Source organism: Salinicola socius, from assembly GCF_001937195.1.
Classification (GTDB): Bacteria; Pseudomonadota; Gammaproteobacteria; order Pseudomonadales; family Halomonadaceae; genus Salinicola; species Salinicola socius.
Map to the genome: position 1 here is coordinate 21,243 of NZ_MSDO01000002.1, position 16,357 is coordinate 37,599.

The window sequence follows — 16,357 nt, forward strand, 5'->3', positions numbered from 1 at the left end:
CGGTAACGACATGTCCATGAAGCTGTTCGATGAAATTCCCACGCAGCGGCCCCTGACGCCGCTGCTCGATACGCTCGAGTCGCCGGCGGCATTGCGTGACATGTCGCTGTCGCAGCAACGCCAGGTGGCCGACGAACTGCGCGCCTACCTGCTTTACAGCGTGGGCTGCAGCGGCGGCCATTTCGGCGCCGGGCTCGGCGTGGTCGAATTGACCGTGGCGCTGCACCGGGCGCTGGAAACCCCGCACGACCGATTGCTGTGGGACGTTGGCCATCAGGCCTACCCGCACAAGATTCTGACCGGCCGGCGCGAAGCGCTGTCGAGCATTCGCCAGTACGGCGGCCTGGCGGCGTTCCCGCGGCGCGAGGAATCGCCATACGACACCTTCGGCGTCGGCCACTCGAGCACATCGATTTCGGCGGCGCTGGGCATGGCGCTGAGCGCCCGGACCAAGGGCGAGAAACGCCGTGTCTGCGCGGTGATCGGCGACGGCGCGCTGACGGCGGGCATGGCGTTCGAGGCGCTGGCCCACGCCGGGCACGTCGACGCCAACCTGCTGGTCGTGCTCAACGACAACGAGATGTCGATCTCGGAAAACGTCGGCGGGATGGCGAGCTACCTGACACGCATTCTGACCAGCAAGCCATATGCCGCCATGCGCGAGAACGGCAAGCGCGTGCTGTCGCACCTGCCCGGTGCGCTGGAGTTCGCCCGGCGCACGGAGGAGCACGTCAAGGGCATGATCGGCCCTGCAACGCTGTTCGAGGAGATGGGCTTCAACTATCTCGGGCCGATCGACGGTCACGACCTGGCGGCGCTGAATCAGGCGCTGGAGACCGTACGCGATCTCGATGGCCCCCAGTTTCTCCATGTCCGCACCCGCAAGGGGCGCGGTTTTCGACCGGCGGAAGCCGACCCGATCGGCTTCCACGCCATCACCAAGTTGGAGAAGACGCCGCCGAGGCCACCGGCGATGGATGCGACCACGCCGCCGTCGAGCGCACTGGGCGCGCCACTGACATCCGACCCCGGCCCGAAGTCGCGCAGCGAAGACATGTCGCGCCCGAAGCCGCGCAGCGAAGACATGTCGCGCCCGAAGCCGCGCAAGTACTGCAACGTCTTCGGCGACTGGCTGTGCGACATGGCGGCCGCGGATCCAAGGCTGATCGGGATTACCCCCGCGATGCGCGAAGGCTCCGATCTGATTCGCTTTTCGCAGCTCTATCCCGAGCGCTATTTTGATGTGGCGATCGCCGAGCAGCACGCGGTGACGCTGGCGGCCGGCATGGCCTGCGAAGCGATGAAGCCGGTGGTGGCGATCTACTCGACCTTCCTGCAGCGCGGCTACGATCAGCTCGTCCACGATATCGCCGTCCAGCATCTCGATGTCACCTTCGCCATCGATCGCGCCGGTCTCGTTGGCGAAGATGGGCCGACGCACCACGGTGCGCTGGATCTCTCCTTTCTGCGCTGCATACCCGGCATGCTCATTCTGGCGCCGGCGGACGAGGCCGAGTGCCGGGCGATGCTCTCCACCGCCTACGATCACGACGGCCCGGCGGCGGTGCGTTATCCGCGCGGTACCGGGCCGGGCAGCGAGATCCCCACGGATCTGGTCGCGCGGATTCCCGTCGGCAAGGCCGAATTACGTCGTGAAGCGACCGCACAGCAGGACGCGCGCATCGCGCTACTGGCCTTCGGCAGCCTCAATACGCCGGCGAGCGACGTGGCCGAGCGCCTGAATGCGACGCACCTCAACATGCGCTCGGTGAAGCCGCTGGATCGTGAAGCGATTCTGAAGGCGGCCAGGGACCACGACCTGCTGGTGACGCTCGAAGAGAACGTGGTGGCCGGCGGTGCCGGTAGCGGCGTCGTCGAGCTGCTGGCGGCGGAAGGTGTCCAGGTTCAGGTGCTCAATCTGGGCATTCCCGACACTTTCGTCGAGCATGGCAAGCCGGCCGAACTACTGCGCGATTGCGGTCTGGATGCCGATGGCATCGAAGCAGCCATTCGCCTCCGACTCCACACGAACAACGACTGATAGGACCCTCATGTCAATTGCCATTCTGATCGGTGCCGTCATCGGCTATCTCTTCGGCAAGCTGCCGGGACTCTTGATCGGCGCTGCCATCGGCTGGTGGATCAGCCGAAAGCTTCGCAGCACCCTGGTGGGGCGCGTCGTCAATATCCAGCACCAGTTCCTGGAATCCACGTTCGCGGTGATGGGCTGTGTCTGCAAGGTCGACGGCCATATTACCGAGGACGAGATCCGGACGGCGGAGATGCTGTTCGACCGCCTCAATCTGAGCGGAGAGATGCGTGAACGTGCCAAGGCCGCATTCAACCGCGGCAAGGCACCGGAATTCGATCTCGACGCGGAGGTCGAAACGATCCGCCGCGTTACCGGCGGCCAGCGGGCGCTGCTGCAGGTGTTCCTGCAGGTGCAGCTGGCGGCGATCGCTGCTGACGGAGAAATGCATCCTGCCGAGCATGAGGTGCTGCTTCGCGTGGCGCGTGGGCTTGGCTTCTCCGAGGCCGAGATCCAGCAGATCGAGGCGATGCTGCGTGGCGGTGCCCATCAAGGCGCCGGCGGAGCGAGCAGCGGGCAGTCGCTGGAAGACGCCTATCGTGTGCTCGGCATTTCCGAGGATGCCTCCGATGCCGAGCTCAAGCGCGCCTATCGCAAGCTGATGAGCGAGAATCATCCTGACAAGCTGGCCGGCAAGGGGCTGCCGGAGAGCATGCGCGAGATGGCCAAGGAGCGCACCAGCGAGATCAGCAACGCCTACGACCTGATCAAGAAAACGCGAGATCAGCGCGGCTGAAGACATCATGAGAGGGCTGCGGTCGCTATTGTCTCGCGGCAGTTAACACGCTTAGATAGAGGTTCGAACGCCGAGACTGCCACGACAGGGACGTGAGTGCATGCCAGCGAAGGCCGATCTCTACCGTACTGCCGCCCGAGTGCTGGGCACGATCGACAAGCGTGGTTGGGTGCTGCGTTATCGCTACGGCGACCGGCGGCTGCTCGAGGATGTGGTGCTGCCCACGCTCGATCGGGATCCGGCGGTGGAGAACCTGCTGCTGGTGGGCTGTGCCTGGTACACCCGGCACTATCCGCAACTGTTGCCGCGCAAGCGGGTCACGACCATGGAGATCGATCCGGCCAAGGCAGCGTTCGGCGGCGATCCGCACATCGTCGCCGACATGACCGATATTGCCGAGCATCTGGCCCCGGAAAGCCTGGATGCGGTGATCTGCAACGGCGTGCTGGGCTGGGGACTCGACGAACCCGATGCCGTGGAATCGGCGTTCGCGGGGGCGGCGGCGTGCCTGCGGCCGGGCGGGCTTTTCCTGCTGGGCTGGAACGACATTCCGCCACGCAATGGCTGTCCGCCGGATACGATCGCCGCCCTCGACGGATTGGAAATCGCTGATATTCCCGGCCTCGAGACTCACTCCCTGATTGCGCTCGAACGCAACCAGCACTGCTATCAGGCTTACCGCAAGCCCCAGGCAGTCTGATCAATCCGCCGTCACCCCCCGCCAGAATACCGACCAGACGCCCTCGAACCGGCGCTCGAGCTCCTGCCTTTCATACATGAAGGTCTCCGAAAGCAGTCCGTCGACGATGCAGTAGAAGGCGGCGATGAAATGGTCGTCGGTCAGGGTCGCGCGCAGGGCGCCGGCTCGGCGTCCGGACTGGATGAAGGCGATCAGGCGGCGATCGATCCGGGACTCGCCCTGGTCGATGATCGCCTCGGCTTCGGTGACGAGTTCCTGCGGCGGAAACAGCAGGAAGCGCTTGTAGAACACGCCCTGATGCTCGCGGTAGGCGAAGGTCGCGCACTGTTGCAGCAGATGGCGCAGCCGCTGCTCGAACGGGGCCTGGGCCATCCTGGCCAGGCTGGCATCGATCAGGGCGATCATGTCGTCGTCGGCATCGCGGGACAGCTCCAGGAACAGCGCCGCCTTGCTGTCGAAATGGTTGTAGATCGAGGGCTTCTTGATGCCGGCGGCGGTCGCGATCTGTGCCAGCGTCGTGCCTTCGTAGCCATGGCGGGCGAACAGCGACAGGCCGATCTGCTTGAGGCGATCTCGAGTGTTCAAGAGGTCATCTTCCCGTGAAGTTGAGGGCATGGCTTGCCAAGCTTGCCAGGCCGAAATAGACTAACGACCGTTAGTTAGTCATTTTTTATCGAACGGATCAAGTCATGATGCGACCGCAATGGGGGATTCTGCCGCTCGCCGGTCTGGCCGAGGTTGGCTGGGCAGCCGGTCTGAAGCATGCCGAGAGCTTTACCGACTGGCTGCTGACGATCGTGCTGGCGATCACCAGCCTGTGGCTCGCCTCCCGCGCGGTGCGTTACCTGCCGACCAGCACCGTTTACACGATATTCGTCGGGCTGGGCGCGGCGGGTACGGCGATGGCCGACTGGATCTTCTTCGGGGTGCCGTTTCACTGGCCGGTACTGGCGTTCATCGCGCTGCTGCTGGTCGGCGTGATCGGATTACAGCAGGTGAACGACTGATGGAACCGACGACGTTTCACTGGATGGCGCTACTGGCATCGGGCTGCTTCGAAATCGTCGGCGTGACCGGCTTCGATCGGCTCAATCGTGGCCGGCGGCGAAGCGGTTTGCTGCTCCTGGCCGGCGGCTTCGGCTGCTCGCTCGGCCTGCTGTCCATCGCCATGCGCTCGATCGACATGGGCGTGGCCTACGCCATCTTCACCGGCATCGGCACGCTCGGCAGCACGCTGATGGGCATGCTGTTCTGGCATGAATCGCGACGCCCGTTGCGACTGGCGTTCGTGGCGACGATCGTTGCCGCCGTGGTAGGACTCAAGCTGGTGAGCTGAGAACGCGTGTCGGCGGTGTCGATCGAAAGGACGACGTTGACAGCCGTCCGGGCAAGGGGCGCTGGCTGCATCTCTCCCCGGCACCTACGCTGACAGCTTCTTTGTCCACTGCTTGATCAGGAGGCTATCCATGCATCCGATCGTCCACACGATCGTCGTCGGGATCATCAGTTATCTGGTTCTGATCGCCATCATCCGCCTCTCCGGCAAGCGCACGCTGTCGAAGTGGAACGCCTTCGACTTCGTGGTCACCATCGCGCTGGGGTCGACGCTATCGACGGCGCTGGTCTCGCCGAAGGTTTCGTTGGCTCAAAGCATCACGGCGTTTCTGGTCATCGTGGTGATGCAGTTCGTGATCACGTTTTCCTCGGTGCGCTCTCGTGCCGTCAAGAATCTGATCAAGTCGCAACCAACGCTGCTGCTGTTTCAGGGCCAGTTCCGCCAGGAGGCGATGGCCCAGGAGCGTGTCGTCGAGGCCGAGGTACGTGCGGCGATTCGCGAAAATGGCATCGCCGACGTCGAGCGCGTGCACGCGGTGGTGCTGGAGACCGACGGCACGTTCAGTGTCATTCCCGATGCCGGCGGCAGCGATTCGGCGCTGCAGGGGGTGGCCGGGCTCTCGTCGAGACGAGTGTGACGTTGACGGGGCAGCCGGCCGGTCTCCGTGTTGCCGTTCAGCTCGCCTCGTGCGATGAGGCCGAGGCGGGTTCCGCTTCCAGAAAACCGCCGGATTGGCGTCGCCACAGACGGGCATAAAGGCCGTTGTGACGAATCAGTTCGGCATGGCTCCCCGCTTCGACGATGCGGCCGCGCTCCATGACGACGAGCCGGTCCATGGCGGCAATGGTGGAGAGGCGGTGGGCAATGGCGATCACCGTCTTGCCCTGCATCAGCCAGTCGAGATTCTCCTGGATCGCCGCCTCGACGTCGGAATCCAGCGCCGAGGTCGCTTCGTCGAGAATCAGGATCGGCGCATCCTTGAGCATGACGCGGGCGATGGCGATGCGCTGGCGCTGGCCGCCGGAGAGCTTGACGCCACGCTCCCCGACATGGGCATCGAAGCCTTCCCGGCCGTGAACGTCTCGCAGGGACTCGATGAAATCCGAAACGTGGGCCTGCTTCGCCGCCTGCCATGCCATGTCGTCGGTGGCGTCCGGGCGGCCGTAGAGCAGGTTGTCGCGCACCGAGCGATGCAGCAGCGAAGTATCCTGCGTCACCATGCCGATCTGTGCGCGCAGGCTCTCCTGAGTCACTTCCGAGATATCCTGCCCGTCGATGCGAATCGCCCCATTTTCCAGGTCGTAGAATCGCAGCAGCAGATTGACCAGCGTCGACTTGCCCGCGCCCGAAGGCCCGATCAGGCCGATCTTCTCGCCGGGCCGGATCGTCAGCGACAGATCGTCGATGACGCCGCCACCCTTGCCGTAGTGAAAGCGGATACGGTCGAAGACGATCTCGCCGCGATCGATGTCTAACGGCTGCGCCTCGGATTCATCCTCGATCTGGTGTGGCAGCGACAGTGTCGCCATGCCGTCCTGCACGGTGCCGATGTTCTCGAATAGCCCCGACACTTCCCACATGATCCACTGCGACATGCCCCATAGCCGCATCACCAGACCCAGCGCCACCGCGACGGCGCCCACGCTGACGGCCTCCGCCAGCCACAGCTGGATCGACAGCCAGCCGATGCTGAACAACAGCAGCGCGTTGAGCAGGTAGAGTAACCCGTAGAGGCCTGTGACCAGCCGCATCTGGCGGTGCACGGTGACCAGGAAACCGTCCATGCTCTCCTTGGCGAACTTGGCCTCGCGGCTGGCATGCGAGAACAGTTTGACGGTCTGGATGTTGCTGTAGCTGTCGACGATGCGACCGGTCATGCGTGAACGGGCGTCGGCCTGGGATTTCGACACCCGGCCCATGATAGGCACGAAGATCTTCAGCAAAATGAGATAGCCGGCAAGCCACGCCACCAGCGGAATCGCCAGGCGCCAATCGGCGTTGCCCACCAGGATCAGCGTCCCCAGGAAGTAGACGCTGACGTAGTTGAGCACGTCGAACAGCTTGATCACGCACTCGCGCACGGCCAGCGAGGTCTGCATCACCTTGGTCGCGATGCGCCCGGCGAACTCGTCCTGATAGAAATGCATCGACTGCCGCAGCAGATAGCGATGGGCCATCCAGCGAATGCGCATGGGAAAGTTGCCCATCAGCGTCTGCTGGCTGAACAGCGAGTGCAGCCAGACCAGGCTAGGCAGCAAAATCAGCACGATGAAAGCCATGCCGGCCAGTTTCCAGCCCTGATTGGCCAGGAACGTCTCGCGATCCTGCGCCGCCAGCCAGTCGACGATGTTGCCGAGAAAACCGAACATCCATACCTCGATGCCGGCAATCAGCGCCATCAGCACCGTGGCCGCCATCAGATAGGGCCAGGCGCCACGGGTGTAATGCAGACAGAAAGCGATCAACGTGTCCGGCGGGCGCTGCGGCTCCTGCGGCGGGAAGGGGTCGAGACGGTTTTCGAACCAGCGAAACATGGCAATCCTTGAGGAAGGGGCGTGACGAACTGGCCAGCGCTCATCGAGCGTCGCTGCCAGCCAGTACCGATCATAGGGCTCGTGGGGGCTTTGGCAATCCGCTCGCCGCCATCATTGGTCCTTCCTGTCCGTTCTTCCCAGAGTTGGCGTCAGGCCTGGAACGGCAGCACGGCGGTATAGACCGCGAAGAAATGGCAGACGCTGCCGCCGATCACGAACAGGTGCCAGATGGCGTGATGGAAGGGAATGGCACGGATGGCGTAGAAGATCACGCCCACGGTGTAGATGATACCGCCGGCGACCAGCAGGGCAATACCGCGATCGGGAAGGCGATCGGCCAGACTGCCGGAGGCGATCAGAATCAGCCAGCCCATGATCAGATAGATGAAGACGCGCAGCACGCCGAAACGGTGCGGCCAGGCCAGACGAAGCGCAATTCCCCCCAATGCCAGGCTCCAGATGATCGCGAACAGCGCCCAGCCGGTGGGGCCGCGTAGATTGACCAGCAGGAATGGGGTGTAGGTGCCGGCGATCAGCAGATAGATGGCGCAGTGATCGAAAGCCTGGAAGACGCGCTTCAAACGTCGGCTGCGGAAACCGTGGTAGAGCGTCGAGGCGGTATAAAGCAGCAGCAGGCAGCAACCGTAGAGCGAGATGCTGACGATCTTCCAGGGGTCGACGTGGGCGGCGATGCTGGCGAGCACGATCAGCACGATCATGCCGACGAGACTCAGGGCGGCGCCGATGCCGTGGCTGATGCTGTGCAGCCACTCCTCGAGATGCGAGAACTCGGCCCCCGGCTCAGTGGCTGTCGTTCGAGCGGCTCGTGGTGCAGCCGGTTGGTGTGATGAGAGTTTGGACATGTTTTTCGAAACCCCAGGCAATGAAGGCGGCAGGAGTTGAAAGCTGTCGTTGAGACTGATTTGCGCGCTTGGCGTTCAGTATCCGGTTCCATGATGACGCCGATATGACGTCGGCGACAGCCCACGAAGGCGTGGAGCGAGTCAATTCAGGCGTCGCGTTCGATATCCACACTGCTGGCAGGCGTGAAATCGTCCAGATCCATCATGTGATCGAGCTTGCCGACCTTGGTGGTCAGGTAATGCTCGTTGAACGGATTGCGGCCGGTGGTGATCGGCAGGCGCTCGTGGATCTCCACCCCATCCTGGCTCAGGGCCTCGACCTTACGCGGATTGTTGGTCATCAGTCGCAGCGACTGGATGCCCAGATGCGCGAGCATCGGCACGCAGATATCGTAGCGGCGCTGATCGGCGCCGAATCCCAGTCGCTCGTTGGCCTCGACGGTATCGGCTCCGTCGTCCTGAAGAGCATAGGCACGGATCTTGTTGAGCAGACCGATGCCGCGACCTTCCTGACGCAGATAGAGCAGCGCGCCACGTCCTTCATCGGCGATTCGCTTGAGCGCTTCCTGGAGTTGGTAGCCGCAGTCGCAGCGCATCGAGAACAGGGCATCACCGGTCAGGCATTCCGAATGCACGCGGGCCAGGACCGGCGCCGGCGTGGTGACGTCGCCGAGGGTCAGCACGACGTGTTCCTTGCCGCTGGACTCTTCCTGGAAGCCGTGCAGCATGAACGTCGCCCAAGGGGTGGGCAGTTGCGATGCGGCGATGAAGCGGATCGTCACGATGACCTCGCGATATGGGAAACGCTCGAAGGCTTCGGCATCGAATGCCTGGACCAGAGCGCCGATAATTAAAGGGGCAGCATTATAACAGGCCCGCCGGCCGATCCGTTACAATGAGAGCAAATCTCGAACGTAAAAGGCTGTCATGACTTTCTCCAAGGATACCCAGCCGCAGACGCTTTCCCAGGATCTCCCGCCGCAGGCGCTGCATAACGATCGCCTGTTGCGGGCGCTGGCTCGTCAACCGCTCGATCGCACGCCGGTCTGGATGATGCGACAGGCGGGCCGCTACCTGCCGGAGTATCGTCAGACTCGCGCCCACGCGGGGAGCTTCATGGATCTGTGCCGCAATGCCGAGCTGGCCTGCGAGGTGACGCTGCAGCCGCTGGAGCGCTACCCGCTGGACGCCGCGATCCTGTTCTCGGACATCCTCACCATTCCGGATGCCATGGGCCTCGGGCTCTACTTCGAGACCGGCGAGGGCCCCAAGTTCCGCAAGACGGTGCGCTCCGCCGGGGACGTTGCCGCGCTGACGGCGCCGGACGCCGAGCGCGATCTCGATTACGTCATGAACGCGGTCGCCACGATCCGTCGCGAGCTCAACGGCCGCGTGCCGCTGATCGGCTTCTCCGGCAGCCCGTGGACGCTGGCGACCTATATGGTCGAAGGCGGCTCGAGCAAGGATTTCCGTCACCTCAAAGCGATGCTCTACGGCGATCCGGAGACGCTGCACAGTCTGCTCGATCTGTTGGCGACTGCGGTCACCGACTATCTCAACGCCCAGATCCGTGCCGGCGCTCAGGTCGTGCAGATCTTCGATACCTGGGGCGGGGCCCTCTCCACGCCAGCCTATCGCGAGTTTTCGCTGGCCTACATGCAGCGCATCGTCAGCGGCCTGATTCGCGAGCACGTCGGTCGTCGCGTACCGGTGATCCTGTTCACCAAGAACGGCGGGCAGTGGCTCGAGTCGATCGCCGACAGCGGCTGCGACGCCGTGGGCCTGGACTGGACCACGGAACTGAGCGACGCTCGGCGTCGCGTCGGGGGGCGGGTAGCGCTGCAGGGCAATCTCGATCCCAACGTGCTGTTCGCGCCGCCGTCGCGGATTCGTGAAGAGGTAGCGCGCATTCTCGAAAGCTTCGGGCCGGGCGAGGGACATGTCTTCAACCTGGGCCACGGCATCAGCCAGTTCACCGATCCGGACCACGTCACCGCGTTCATGGACGCCCTGCATGAACTCAGTCCCGCCTACCATCGCTGAGCCTGGCAGCAGAGAGCCAGTCAGCCGAGCGCCTGCCGGTACAGAGTTCGGGGATGGCCTGCTGCTGTTCGACGCCGGCTGCCCGTTCTGCCGGCGTTCGGTGCGCTGGCTGCTGGCGCACGAACGCGACGGCAGCCAGCTGCGCATTGCCGGGCTGTCGAGTGCGGTATCCCGCCGGATCGGGGCGCATTACCAGATCGATTTCGCCGCTACCGACAGCATCTGGTATGTCGCCGACGGCGAGCTCAGCCGCAACAGCGATGCCGCCTGGCGTCTCGCCGCCCGACTGCAGGGAAAGTGGCAGCATCTCGGCGCGCTGCGGCGGGTGCCGCGGCCCCTGCGCGAGAGCGGCTACCGTTTCATCGGCGATCACCGGCACCGGCTGGCATTCGTCGGTGGCGAGCGTCTTGAAGGTCATGCGCGCTGGCTCGAGACGCTGACGCCCGAATTCTGTCGACGCTGCGGACTGCCGCCGCAACTGGCCGACGTACAGTGAACTTCGACCGGCGACGCAGGGATCGAGGGCTCGACAAGCCGGCATTCAGGGACGGACGACGATGCCGATGAGCGCGTGGCAAAAAAGATGCGCGATGCTGACGCTGATCTGGGTCGCGGGTATCGCCTGGGGCAGCTTGAGCCCGGCTTCCGATCTGCCGCAGCACCTGCCATGGGACAAGCTCAACCATTTCATCGCCTACGCCGGTCTGGCAGCGGGCCTGCGTCTCACCGGTCGCCGGTGGATGGTCGCCTGGGGGGTGGCCGTCATCGTCAGTATCGTCATCGAAGTGCTGCAGATCTGGGTGCCGGGGCGCCACGGTGGCGACTGGGGCGACATTCTGGCGAATGCCTTGGGTGCCGGCGTGGGTCTGGTGGGGCTTTTCCTGATCGGAAAGTGGATACGCTACCGGAATGGCACTCAACAATAGTCGAAGAGATCGCCCCGCCAGTTGATGGCAATGCCGTTTGAACGCCCTTCGATATCGAGCACCTTTTTGGTGCGCTTGTGTTATTTAGGCACTGTTTTGAAACAATTTGTTGTTGTTCCGACGGATTCCAAACCCGACAGAGGTCGCAAGGCCGGTCGACGATAGCGCTAGAGTAGCGTTGAAACAGGGTTTTACGCGCGGCAGCGCGAAAGTGGAACGAACTTTGCTAATTTCATCTGGGCATGTCGCGACATGCACTCAAATGATAACGCGAGGGAGTTGATTCCATATGCGCTACAAGAATAAAAGCCTGATTGTCATGCCAGCCGCCATGCTAGCCGCGGTTGCCGTCACCCATGTTCAGGCTGCCACTCTGGATGATGTCAAAAGCAGCGGCGAGTTCACCTGTGGCGTCAGCACGGGCCTTACCGGTTTCTCCTCACCCGACGAGAATGGCAAGTGGACCGGTATCGACGTCGAAGTCTGCCGTGCCGTTGCCGCGGCCGTTCTGGGCGATCCGGAAAAGGTCGTCTTCTCTCCGCTCACCGCCAAGGAGCGTTTCACCGCCCTGCAGTCCGGCGAGGTCGATCTGCTCTCCCGCAACACGACCTGGACCGCCACGCGTGACAACTCCCTGGGTCTGAACTTCGCTGGCGTCAACTTCTACGACGGTCAGGGCTTCCTGGTACGCAAGGACCTGGGCGTCAAGAGTGCGACAGAGCTTGATGGGGCGTCGATCTGTGTCCAGGCCGGCACCACCACCGAGCTGAACATGGCCGACTACTTCAAGGCGCATGACATGCAGTTCCAGCAGGTCGCCTTCGATACCTCGGACCAGACCGCTCAGGGTTTCGATAGTGGCCGCTGTGACGTACTGACGTCCGACTCCTCGCAGCTGGCCGCGCTGCGTCTGCAGCTGGCGGATCCCGACGGCGTTGTCATTCTGCCCGAGCGCATTTCCAAGGAACCGCTGGGTCCGGTCGTGCGCCAGGGTGACGATCAGTGGTTCGATATCGTCAAGTGGAGCCTGTTCGCCATGCTCAATGCCGAAGAACTCGGCGTGACCAGCGAAAATGTCGACCAGATGCGCGATAACCCGCCAAATCCGGACGTGGCTCGCCTGCTGGGCAAGGATGGTAACTTCGGCGAGCAGATGGGCATCAGCAACGACTGGGCCTACAACATCGTCAAGATGGTCGGCAACTACGGCGAAGTCTTCGAACGTACCGTCGGTATGGACTCGCCGATGGAGCTCGAGCGCGGCATCAACGCGCTGTGGAACGAGGGCGGCATCCAGTATGCCCCGCCGGTTCGCTAAGCGTTAAATCGTCCTCTCGACACCGCGTCCCTTCGGTCTGAGCGCCGGGACGCGGTGCCTCTCAACGCTCGAGTAGAGACAACTCATGTTGCGTCCATCCACTACCCTGCCGCGTCGGGGGCGGGGGCCCTTGTGGCGGAATCCCGCCATTCGCGCCCTGATCGTCCAGGCCGTGCTGTTTCTGGTCCTGGCGGCCTTCGTCGGTTATCTGGTTCACAATACGCTGCTCAACCTCGAGGCCCGCGGTATCCATACCGGTTTTGGCTTTCTCGAAGGTCGGGCTGGCTTTGCGATTCCGCAGACGCTGATCGAGTACACCAGCGATAGCACCTACGGCAAGACGTTCGTCATCGGACTGCTCAACACGCTGCTGGTGTCGGCGCTGGGGATCGTGGCGGCCACCATCATCGGTTTCATGGTCGGCATCGCCCGGCTGTCGCCCAACTGGTTGTTGGCGCGCCTGGCCACGATCTATGTCGAGGCCTTCCGTAACATCCCGCTGCTGGTCCAGATCCTGTTCTGGTATTACGCCGTGCTGCGGGCACTGCCATCGCCGCGACAGAGCCTGTCGTTGTTCGATGCCTTTTTCTTCAACGTTCGCGGCATGGTGATGCCCGATCCGCAGCCGCTGGATGGCTTCGCCGCCACGCCGTGGGCGTTATTGATCGCCGTGGTCGGTGCCATCCTGTTCGGACTGTTCGCCAAGCGACGTCAGGCAAGAACCGGGCAGGCGCTGCCGGTCTACTGGATCGGCGCGGCTCTCGTCATCGGCCTGCCATTGATCGTCTTCCTTCTCACCGGGTCGCCACTCGAGTGGACGTTGCCGGAACTGACCGGGTTCAACTTCCGCGGCGGGATCAATATTCTGCCGGAGCTGTTGGCACTGTGGTTGGCGCTGTCGATCTATACCGCCGCTTTCATTGCCGAGATCGTGCGCTCGGGCATTCTGTCGGTCTCTCACGGTCAGACGGAAGCGGCACGCTCGCTGAGCCTGCCGGAGGCCATTACCCTGCGCAAGATCGTCATCCCCCAGGCGATGCGGGTCATCGTGCCGCAGATGACCAGCCAGTATCTCAACCTGATCAAGAACTCATCGCTGGCCACCGCCATCGGCTACCCGGATCTGGTCGCCGTCTTTGCCGGCACCACGCTCAACCAGACGGGGCAGGCGATCGAGATCATCGCCATGACCATGGCGGTCTACCTGGTCATCAGTCTGACGGTGTCGTTCCTGATGAATCTCTACAATGCCCGCACGCTGCTGAAGGAGCGTTGAGATGACGACTGACTCTACCTTCCGCACCGAGATGATCGACGCGCGCGAGGCGCCCGACCAGAGCCGAGGCGTGATCGGCTGGTTTCGGGCCAATCTGTTCAACGGTCCGATCAACAGCATCGTCTCGATCGTGGTCATCGTGTTACTGGCGCGATTGGTCTGGCCATTCCTTGAGTGGGCGATCATCGATGCCGACTGGATCGGTACCACGCGTGATGCCTGTACCGGTGATGGCGCCTGCTGGGTTTTTATCTCGGCCCGGTTCGAATCCATCATCTACGGCTTCTACCCCGAGGCCGCGCGTTGGCGGGTCGACATCGTGTTTGCGCTGCTGGCGATTCTGGTCGCCTGGCTGGCGGTGCCGAAGATGTCGCGCAAGAAGTGGGTGGCGCTGTTCACGTTGACCGGCTTCCCGATCATTGCCTTTTTCCTGCTGGTGGGCGGCTCGTTCGGACTCGAGTACGTACCGACTCGCGCCTGGGGCGGGCTGATGCTGACGCTGACGATCGCGGTGGTGGGCATCGTCGGATCGCTGCCGCTGGGTATCATCCTGGCGCTGGGACGGCGCTCGAAGATGCCCTTCGTCAAAGGGATCTGCGTGATCTTCATCGAGTTCTGGCGAGGGGTCCCGCTGATCACGGTGCTGTTCATGGCGTCGGTGATGCTGCCGCTGTTCGTGCCGGGAGAGCTGGATTTCGACAAGCTGCTGCGTGCGCTGATCGGCATCATGTTCTTCTGGAGCGCGTACATGGCGGAGGTCATTCGTAGTGGCCTGCAGGCGATCGGCAAGGGGCAGAACGAGGCCGGACAGGCGCTGGGACTAAGCTACTGGCAGCGAACGGGGCTGATCATTCTGCCGCAGGCGCTGAAAATGGTCATCCCGGGCATCGTCAATACCTTCATCGCGCTGTTCAAGGACACCTCGCTGGTACTGATCATCGGCCTGTTCGACCTGCTGGCGATCATCCGTGCCGGACTGACCGACTCGAACTGGCTCGGTTTCTCCACCGAAGGCTACGTGTTCGCGGCGGCGGTCTACTGGATCTTCTGTTTCAGCATGTCTCGCTACAGCCAGTACATCGAGCGCCGTCTCAATACCGGACATAAACGGTGAGGGCGGCGAGCGTGTCTGCGCCTGCGTCCTCACATAACAAGATCGTCATCAGGAAATCATTGCCATGAGCGAAGCGACAGCGTCTCGGACCACCGCGCCCGGCAGCGACGGACCGATGATCGAAATCGATCATCTCAACAAGTGGTACGGCAGCTTTCATGTGCTGCGCGACATCAACCTGACCGTGACCAAGGGGGAGCGCATCGTCATCTGCGGACCGTCAGGTTCGGGAAAATCGACGATGATTCGTTGCATCAATCATCTGGAGGAGCATCAGCAGGGTTCGATCGTGGTCAACGGCGTGCCGATGACCAATGACGTCAAGCGGATCGAACAGATTCGCCGCAACGTCGGCATGGTCTTCCAGCACTTCAATCTGTTTCCGCACCTGAGCGTGCTGGAGAACTGCTGCCTGTCCCAGATCTGGGTGCAGAAGAAGCCCCGTGCCGAGGCCGAGAAGACCGCCATGGAGTATCTCGAGCGCGTCCAGATCGCCGATCAGGCGCTGAAGTATCCCGGCCAGCTCTCGGGTGGCCAGCAGCAGCGCGTGGCGATCGCCCGGGCGCTCTGCATGCGCCCCGAGGTGATGCTGTTCGACGAGCCGACGTCAGCGCTCGATCCTGAGATGATCAAGGAAGTGCTCGACGTCATGATCGAGCTGGCACATGAAGGCATGACCATGCTCTGCGTCACCCACGAGATGGGCTTCGCCAAGACCGTCGCCGACCGGGTGATCTTCATGGACCAGGGGCAGATCATCGAGGAAGCGCCGCCGCACGAGTTCTTCAACAACCCGCGTTCCGAACGCACCCAACTGTTCCTGAGCCAGATTCTGGGACATTGACCTCGTGATGGAGAGAGCCACGGACATGGGTATCGAAAAACTCTTCGTCGAGGGCGCACCGCAGCCGATCGCGCCATTCTCCCACGCCTGCAAGGTCGGCAATCTGGTTTTTATCACCGGCCAGATGCCGACCGTGCCGGAGACCAACGAGATGCTGCTGGGAACCTTCACCGAGCAGACACATCGGGTGATGCAGAACCTGGCGATCGTGCTCGAGGCCGTTGGCAGCAGCTTCGAACACGTCGTCCAGAGCCGGGTCTTCATTACCAACATGGGCCACTTCGAAGAAGTGAACGGCGTCTATGCCAGCTACTTCCAGAACCCGCTGCCCACGCGGACCTGTATCGGCGTCACCGGCCTGGCTGGCGGGGCCGATGTCGAGGTGGACATGATTGCCTGGATTCCACCGGCATAGCGTTCGCGTCGAAAGGCCGGATGACATCGCCAGCGCCCCGCCAGCCAGCGGGGTGCTGTCGTTTCGGCGCCGTCGTTTCCATGCTGCCGACCGGGTAGGGGTTGAGCGACGCGCGAATCTCTACCACGCTTGGTGAGTACCATCCACGGACTTGGAGAATCGA

At 62.9% G+C, this 16,357-nt stretch carries 18 protein-coding genes; 14 read left to right on the forward strand and 4 right to left on the reverse strand.

What is annotated here, in order from left to right; genetic code table 11:
• Positions 1 to 16: 16 nt before the first annotated feature.
• The 3 genes from BTW07_RS01785 to BTW07_RS01795 all read left to right on the forward strand — a co-directional run bounded on the left by BTW07_RS01785 (position 17) and on the right by BTW07_RS01795 (position 3,525).
• A complete protein-coding gene (locus tag BTW07_RS01785) occupies positions 17 to 2,041 on the forward strand; it encodes a 1-deoxy-D-xylulose-5-phosphate synthase (RefSeq protein WP_208605358.1) in 2,025 nt (674 codons plus the stop codon).
• Positions 2,042 to 2,051: 10 nt separating this feature from the next.
• Complete coding sequence (djlA, locus tag BTW07_RS01790; RefSeq protein ID WP_075568449.1) at positions 2,052 to 2,825, forward strand: co-chaperone DjlA; 774 nt, start codon at positions 2,052 to 2,054, stop codon at positions 2,823 to 2,825.
• Between the two features lie 100 nt (positions 2,826 to 2,925).
• The gene (locus tag BTW07_RS01795) at positions 2,926 to 3,525 is read left to right on the forward strand and encodes a class I SAM-dependent methyltransferase (protein WP_075568450.1); all 600 of its coding nucleotides are present in this window, start codon (positions 2,926 to 2,928) and stop codon (positions 3,523 to 3,525) included.
• On the opposite strand, the gene BTW07_RS01800 is transcribed toward BTW07_RS01795, so the two are convergent.
• Positions 3,526 to 4,110, reverse strand: coding sequence for a TetR/AcrR family transcriptional regulator (locus tag BTW07_RS01800; protein WP_075568451.1), 585 nt, complete (start codon positions 4,108 to 4,110; stop codon positions 3,526 to 3,528). It abuts the gene before it with no gap.
• A 104-nt stretch (positions 4,111 to 4,214) separates the two neighbouring features.
• Between BTW07_RS01800 and BTW07_RS01805 the strand changes: the two genes are divergently transcribed.
• The 3 genes from BTW07_RS01805 to BTW07_RS01815 all read left to right on the forward strand — a co-directional run bounded on the left by BTW07_RS01805 (position 4,215) and on the right by BTW07_RS01815 (position 5,498).
• A complete protein-coding gene (locus BTW07_RS01805) occupies positions 4,215 to 4,532 on the forward strand; it encodes a DMT family transporter (RefSeq protein WP_083941408.1) in 318 nt (105 codons plus the stop codon).
• Positions 4,532 to 4,861 carry a DMT family transporter gene (locus BTW07_RS01810; protein ID WP_075568452.1) on the forward strand — a complete coding sequence of 110 codons (330 nt, stop codon included), beginning with the start codon at positions 4,532 to 4,534 and terminating at the stop codon, positions 4,859 to 4,861. Before BTW07_RS01805 ends, BTW07_RS01810 begins: the two co-directional genes overlap by 1 nt.
• Positions 4,862 to 4,991: 130 nt before the next feature.
• Positions 4,992 to 5,498, forward strand: a complete 507-nt coding sequence (locus BTW07_RS01815; protein WP_075568453.1) for a DUF421 domain-containing protein — start codon at positions 4,992 to 4,994, stop codon at positions 5,496 to 5,498.
• 37 nt (positions 5,499 to 5,535) lie between these two features.
• On the opposite strand, the gene BTW07_RS01820 is transcribed toward BTW07_RS01815, so the two are convergent.
• The 3 genes from BTW07_RS01820 to ribA all read right to left on the reverse strand — a co-directional run bounded on the left by BTW07_RS01820 (position 5,536) and on the right by ribA (position 9,040).
• Positions 5,536 to 7,395, reverse strand: a complete 1,860-nt coding sequence (locus BTW07_RS01820) for an ABC transporter ATP-binding protein (RefSeq protein ID WP_110661478.1) — start codon at positions 7,393 to 7,395, stop codon at positions 5,536 to 5,538.
• Between the two features lie 149 nt (positions 7,396 to 7,544).
• On the reverse strand, positions 7,545 to 8,258 hold the full coding sequence (gene trhA / locus BTW07_RS01825; protein WP_075568455.1) for a PAQR family membrane homeostasis protein TrhA: 714 nt from the start codon (positions 8,256 to 8,258) through the stop codon (positions 7,545 to 7,547).
• Positions 8,259 to 8,404: 146 nt separating this feature from the next.
• Positions 8,405 to 9,040 (reverse strand): GTP cyclohydrolase II, encoded by a 636-nt coding sequence (gene ribA, locus BTW07_RS01830; protein WP_075568456.1) that lies wholly within the window; start codon positions 9,038 to 9,040, stop codon positions 8,405 to 8,407.
• Between the two features lie 145 nt (positions 9,041 to 9,185).
• On the opposite strand from ribA, the gene hemE reads away from it, so the two are divergent.
• From hemE to BTW07_RS01870, 8 genes are all read left to right on the forward strand, one after another.
• On the forward strand, positions 9,186 to 10,301 hold the full coding sequence (hemE, locus tag BTW07_RS01835; protein WP_075568457.1) for a uroporphyrinogen decarboxylase: 1,116 nt from the start codon (positions 9,186 to 9,188) through the stop codon (positions 10,299 to 10,301).
• A complete protein-coding gene (locus BTW07_RS01840) occupies positions 10,273 to 10,797 on the forward strand; it encodes a thiol-disulfide oxidoreductase DCC family protein (protein ID WP_075568458.1) in 525 nt (174 codons plus the stop codon). Before hemE ends, BTW07_RS01840 begins: the two co-directional genes overlap by 29 nt.
• A gap of 94 nt (positions 10,798 to 10,891) precedes the next feature.
• Positions 10,892 to 11,227: a VanZ family protein gene (locus tag BTW07_RS01845; protein ID WP_232823758.1), complete on the forward strand. Its 336-nt coding sequence runs from the start codon at positions 10,892 to 10,894 to the stop codon at positions 11,225 to 11,227.
• A gap of 289 nt (positions 11,228 to 11,516) precedes the next feature.
• Positions 11,517 to 12,545, forward strand: a complete 1,029-nt coding sequence (locus BTW07_RS01850) for an amino acid ABC transporter substrate-binding protein (protein ID WP_075568460.1) — start codon at positions 11,517 to 11,519, stop codon at positions 12,543 to 12,545.
• A gap of 85 nt (positions 12,546 to 12,630) precedes the next feature.
• Entirely contained in the window at positions 12,631 to 13,821 is a 1,191-nt protein-coding gene (locus tag BTW07_RS01855) for an amino acid ABC transporter permease (protein WP_075568461.1), read from the forward strand.
• A 1-nt stretch (position 13,822) separates the two neighbouring features.
• Entirely contained in the window at positions 13,823 to 14,935 is a 1,113-nt protein-coding gene (locus BTW07_RS01860) for an amino acid ABC transporter permease (RefSeq protein WP_083941410.1), read from the forward strand.
• A 115-nt stretch (positions 14,936 to 15,050) separates the two neighbouring features.
• Positions 15,051 to 15,779, forward strand: coding sequence for an amino acid ABC transporter ATP-binding protein (locus BTW07_RS01865; protein WP_075568647.1), 729 nt, complete (start codon positions 15,051 to 15,053; stop codon positions 15,777 to 15,779).
• A gap of 25 nt (positions 15,780 to 15,804) precedes the next feature.
• The gene (locus BTW07_RS01870) at positions 15,805 to 16,194 is read left to right on the forward strand and encodes a RidA family protein (protein WP_075568462.1); all 390 of its coding nucleotides are present in this window, start codon (positions 15,805 to 15,807) and stop codon (positions 16,192 to 16,194) included.
• Positions 16,195 to 16,357: the final 163 nt, after the last annotated feature.

Coding starts and splice junctions, on each gene's coding strand:
- hemE (WP_075568457.1), top strand. CDS start 9,186: ATGACTTTCTCCAAGGATACCCAGCCGCAGACGCTTTCCCAGGATCTC.
- BTW07_RS01870 (WP_075568462.1), top strand. CDS start 15,805: ATGGGTATCGAAAAACTCTTCGTCGAGGGCGCACCGCAGCCGATCGCG.
- djlA (WP_075568449.1), top strand. CDS start 2,052: ATGTCAATTGCCATTCTGATCGGTGCCGTCATCGGCTATCTCTTCGGC.
- BTW07_RS01865 (WP_075568647.1), top strand. CDS start 15,051: ATGATCGAAATCGATCATCTCAACAAGTGGTACGGCAGCTTTCATGTG.
- BTW07_RS01860 (WP_083941410.1), top strand. CDS start 13,823: ATGACGACTGACTCTACCTTCCGCACCGAGATGATCGACGCGCGCGAG.
- BTW07_RS01855 (WP_075568461.1), top strand. CDS start 12,631: ATGTTGCGTCCATCCACTACCCTGCCGCGTCGGGGGCGGGGGCCCTTG.
- BTW07_RS01805 (WP_083941408.1), top strand. CDS start 4,215: ATGATGCGACCGCAATGGGGGATTCTGCCGCTCGCCGGTCTGGCCGAG.
- BTW07_RS01850 (WP_075568460.1), top strand. CDS start 11,517: ATGCGCTACAAGAATAAAAGCCTGATTGTCATGCCAGCCGCCATGCTA.
- BTW07_RS01840 (WP_075568458.1), top strand. CDS start 10,273: ATGAACTCAGTCCCGCCTACCATCGCTGAGCCTGGCAGCAGAGAGCCA.
- BTW07_RS01785 (WP_208605358.1), top strand. CDS start 17: ATGAAGCTGTTCGATGAAATTCCCACGCAGCGGCCCCTGACGCCGCTG.
- BTW07_RS01795 (WP_075568450.1), top strand. CDS start 2,926: ATGCCAGCGAAGGCCGATCTCTACCGTACTGCCGCCCGAGTGCTGGGC.
- BTW07_RS01815 (WP_075568453.1), top strand. CDS start 4,992: ATGCATCCGATCGTCCACACGATCGTCGTCGGGATCATCAGTTATCTG.
- trhA (WP_075568455.1), bottom strand. CDS start 8,258: ATGTCCAAACTCTCATCACACCAACCGGCTGCACCACGAGCCGCTCGA.
- BTW07_RS01845 (WP_232823758.1), top strand. CDS start 10,892: ATGCTGACGCTGATCTGGGTCGCGGGTATCGCCTGGGGCAGCTTGAGC.
- BTW07_RS01820 (WP_110661478.1), bottom strand. CDS start 7,395: ATGTTTCGCTGGTTCGAAAACCGTCTCGACCCCTTCCCGCCGCAGGAG.
- BTW07_RS01810 (WP_075568452.1), top strand. CDS start 4,532: ATGGAACCGACGACGTTTCACTGGATGGCGCTACTGGCATCGGGCTGC.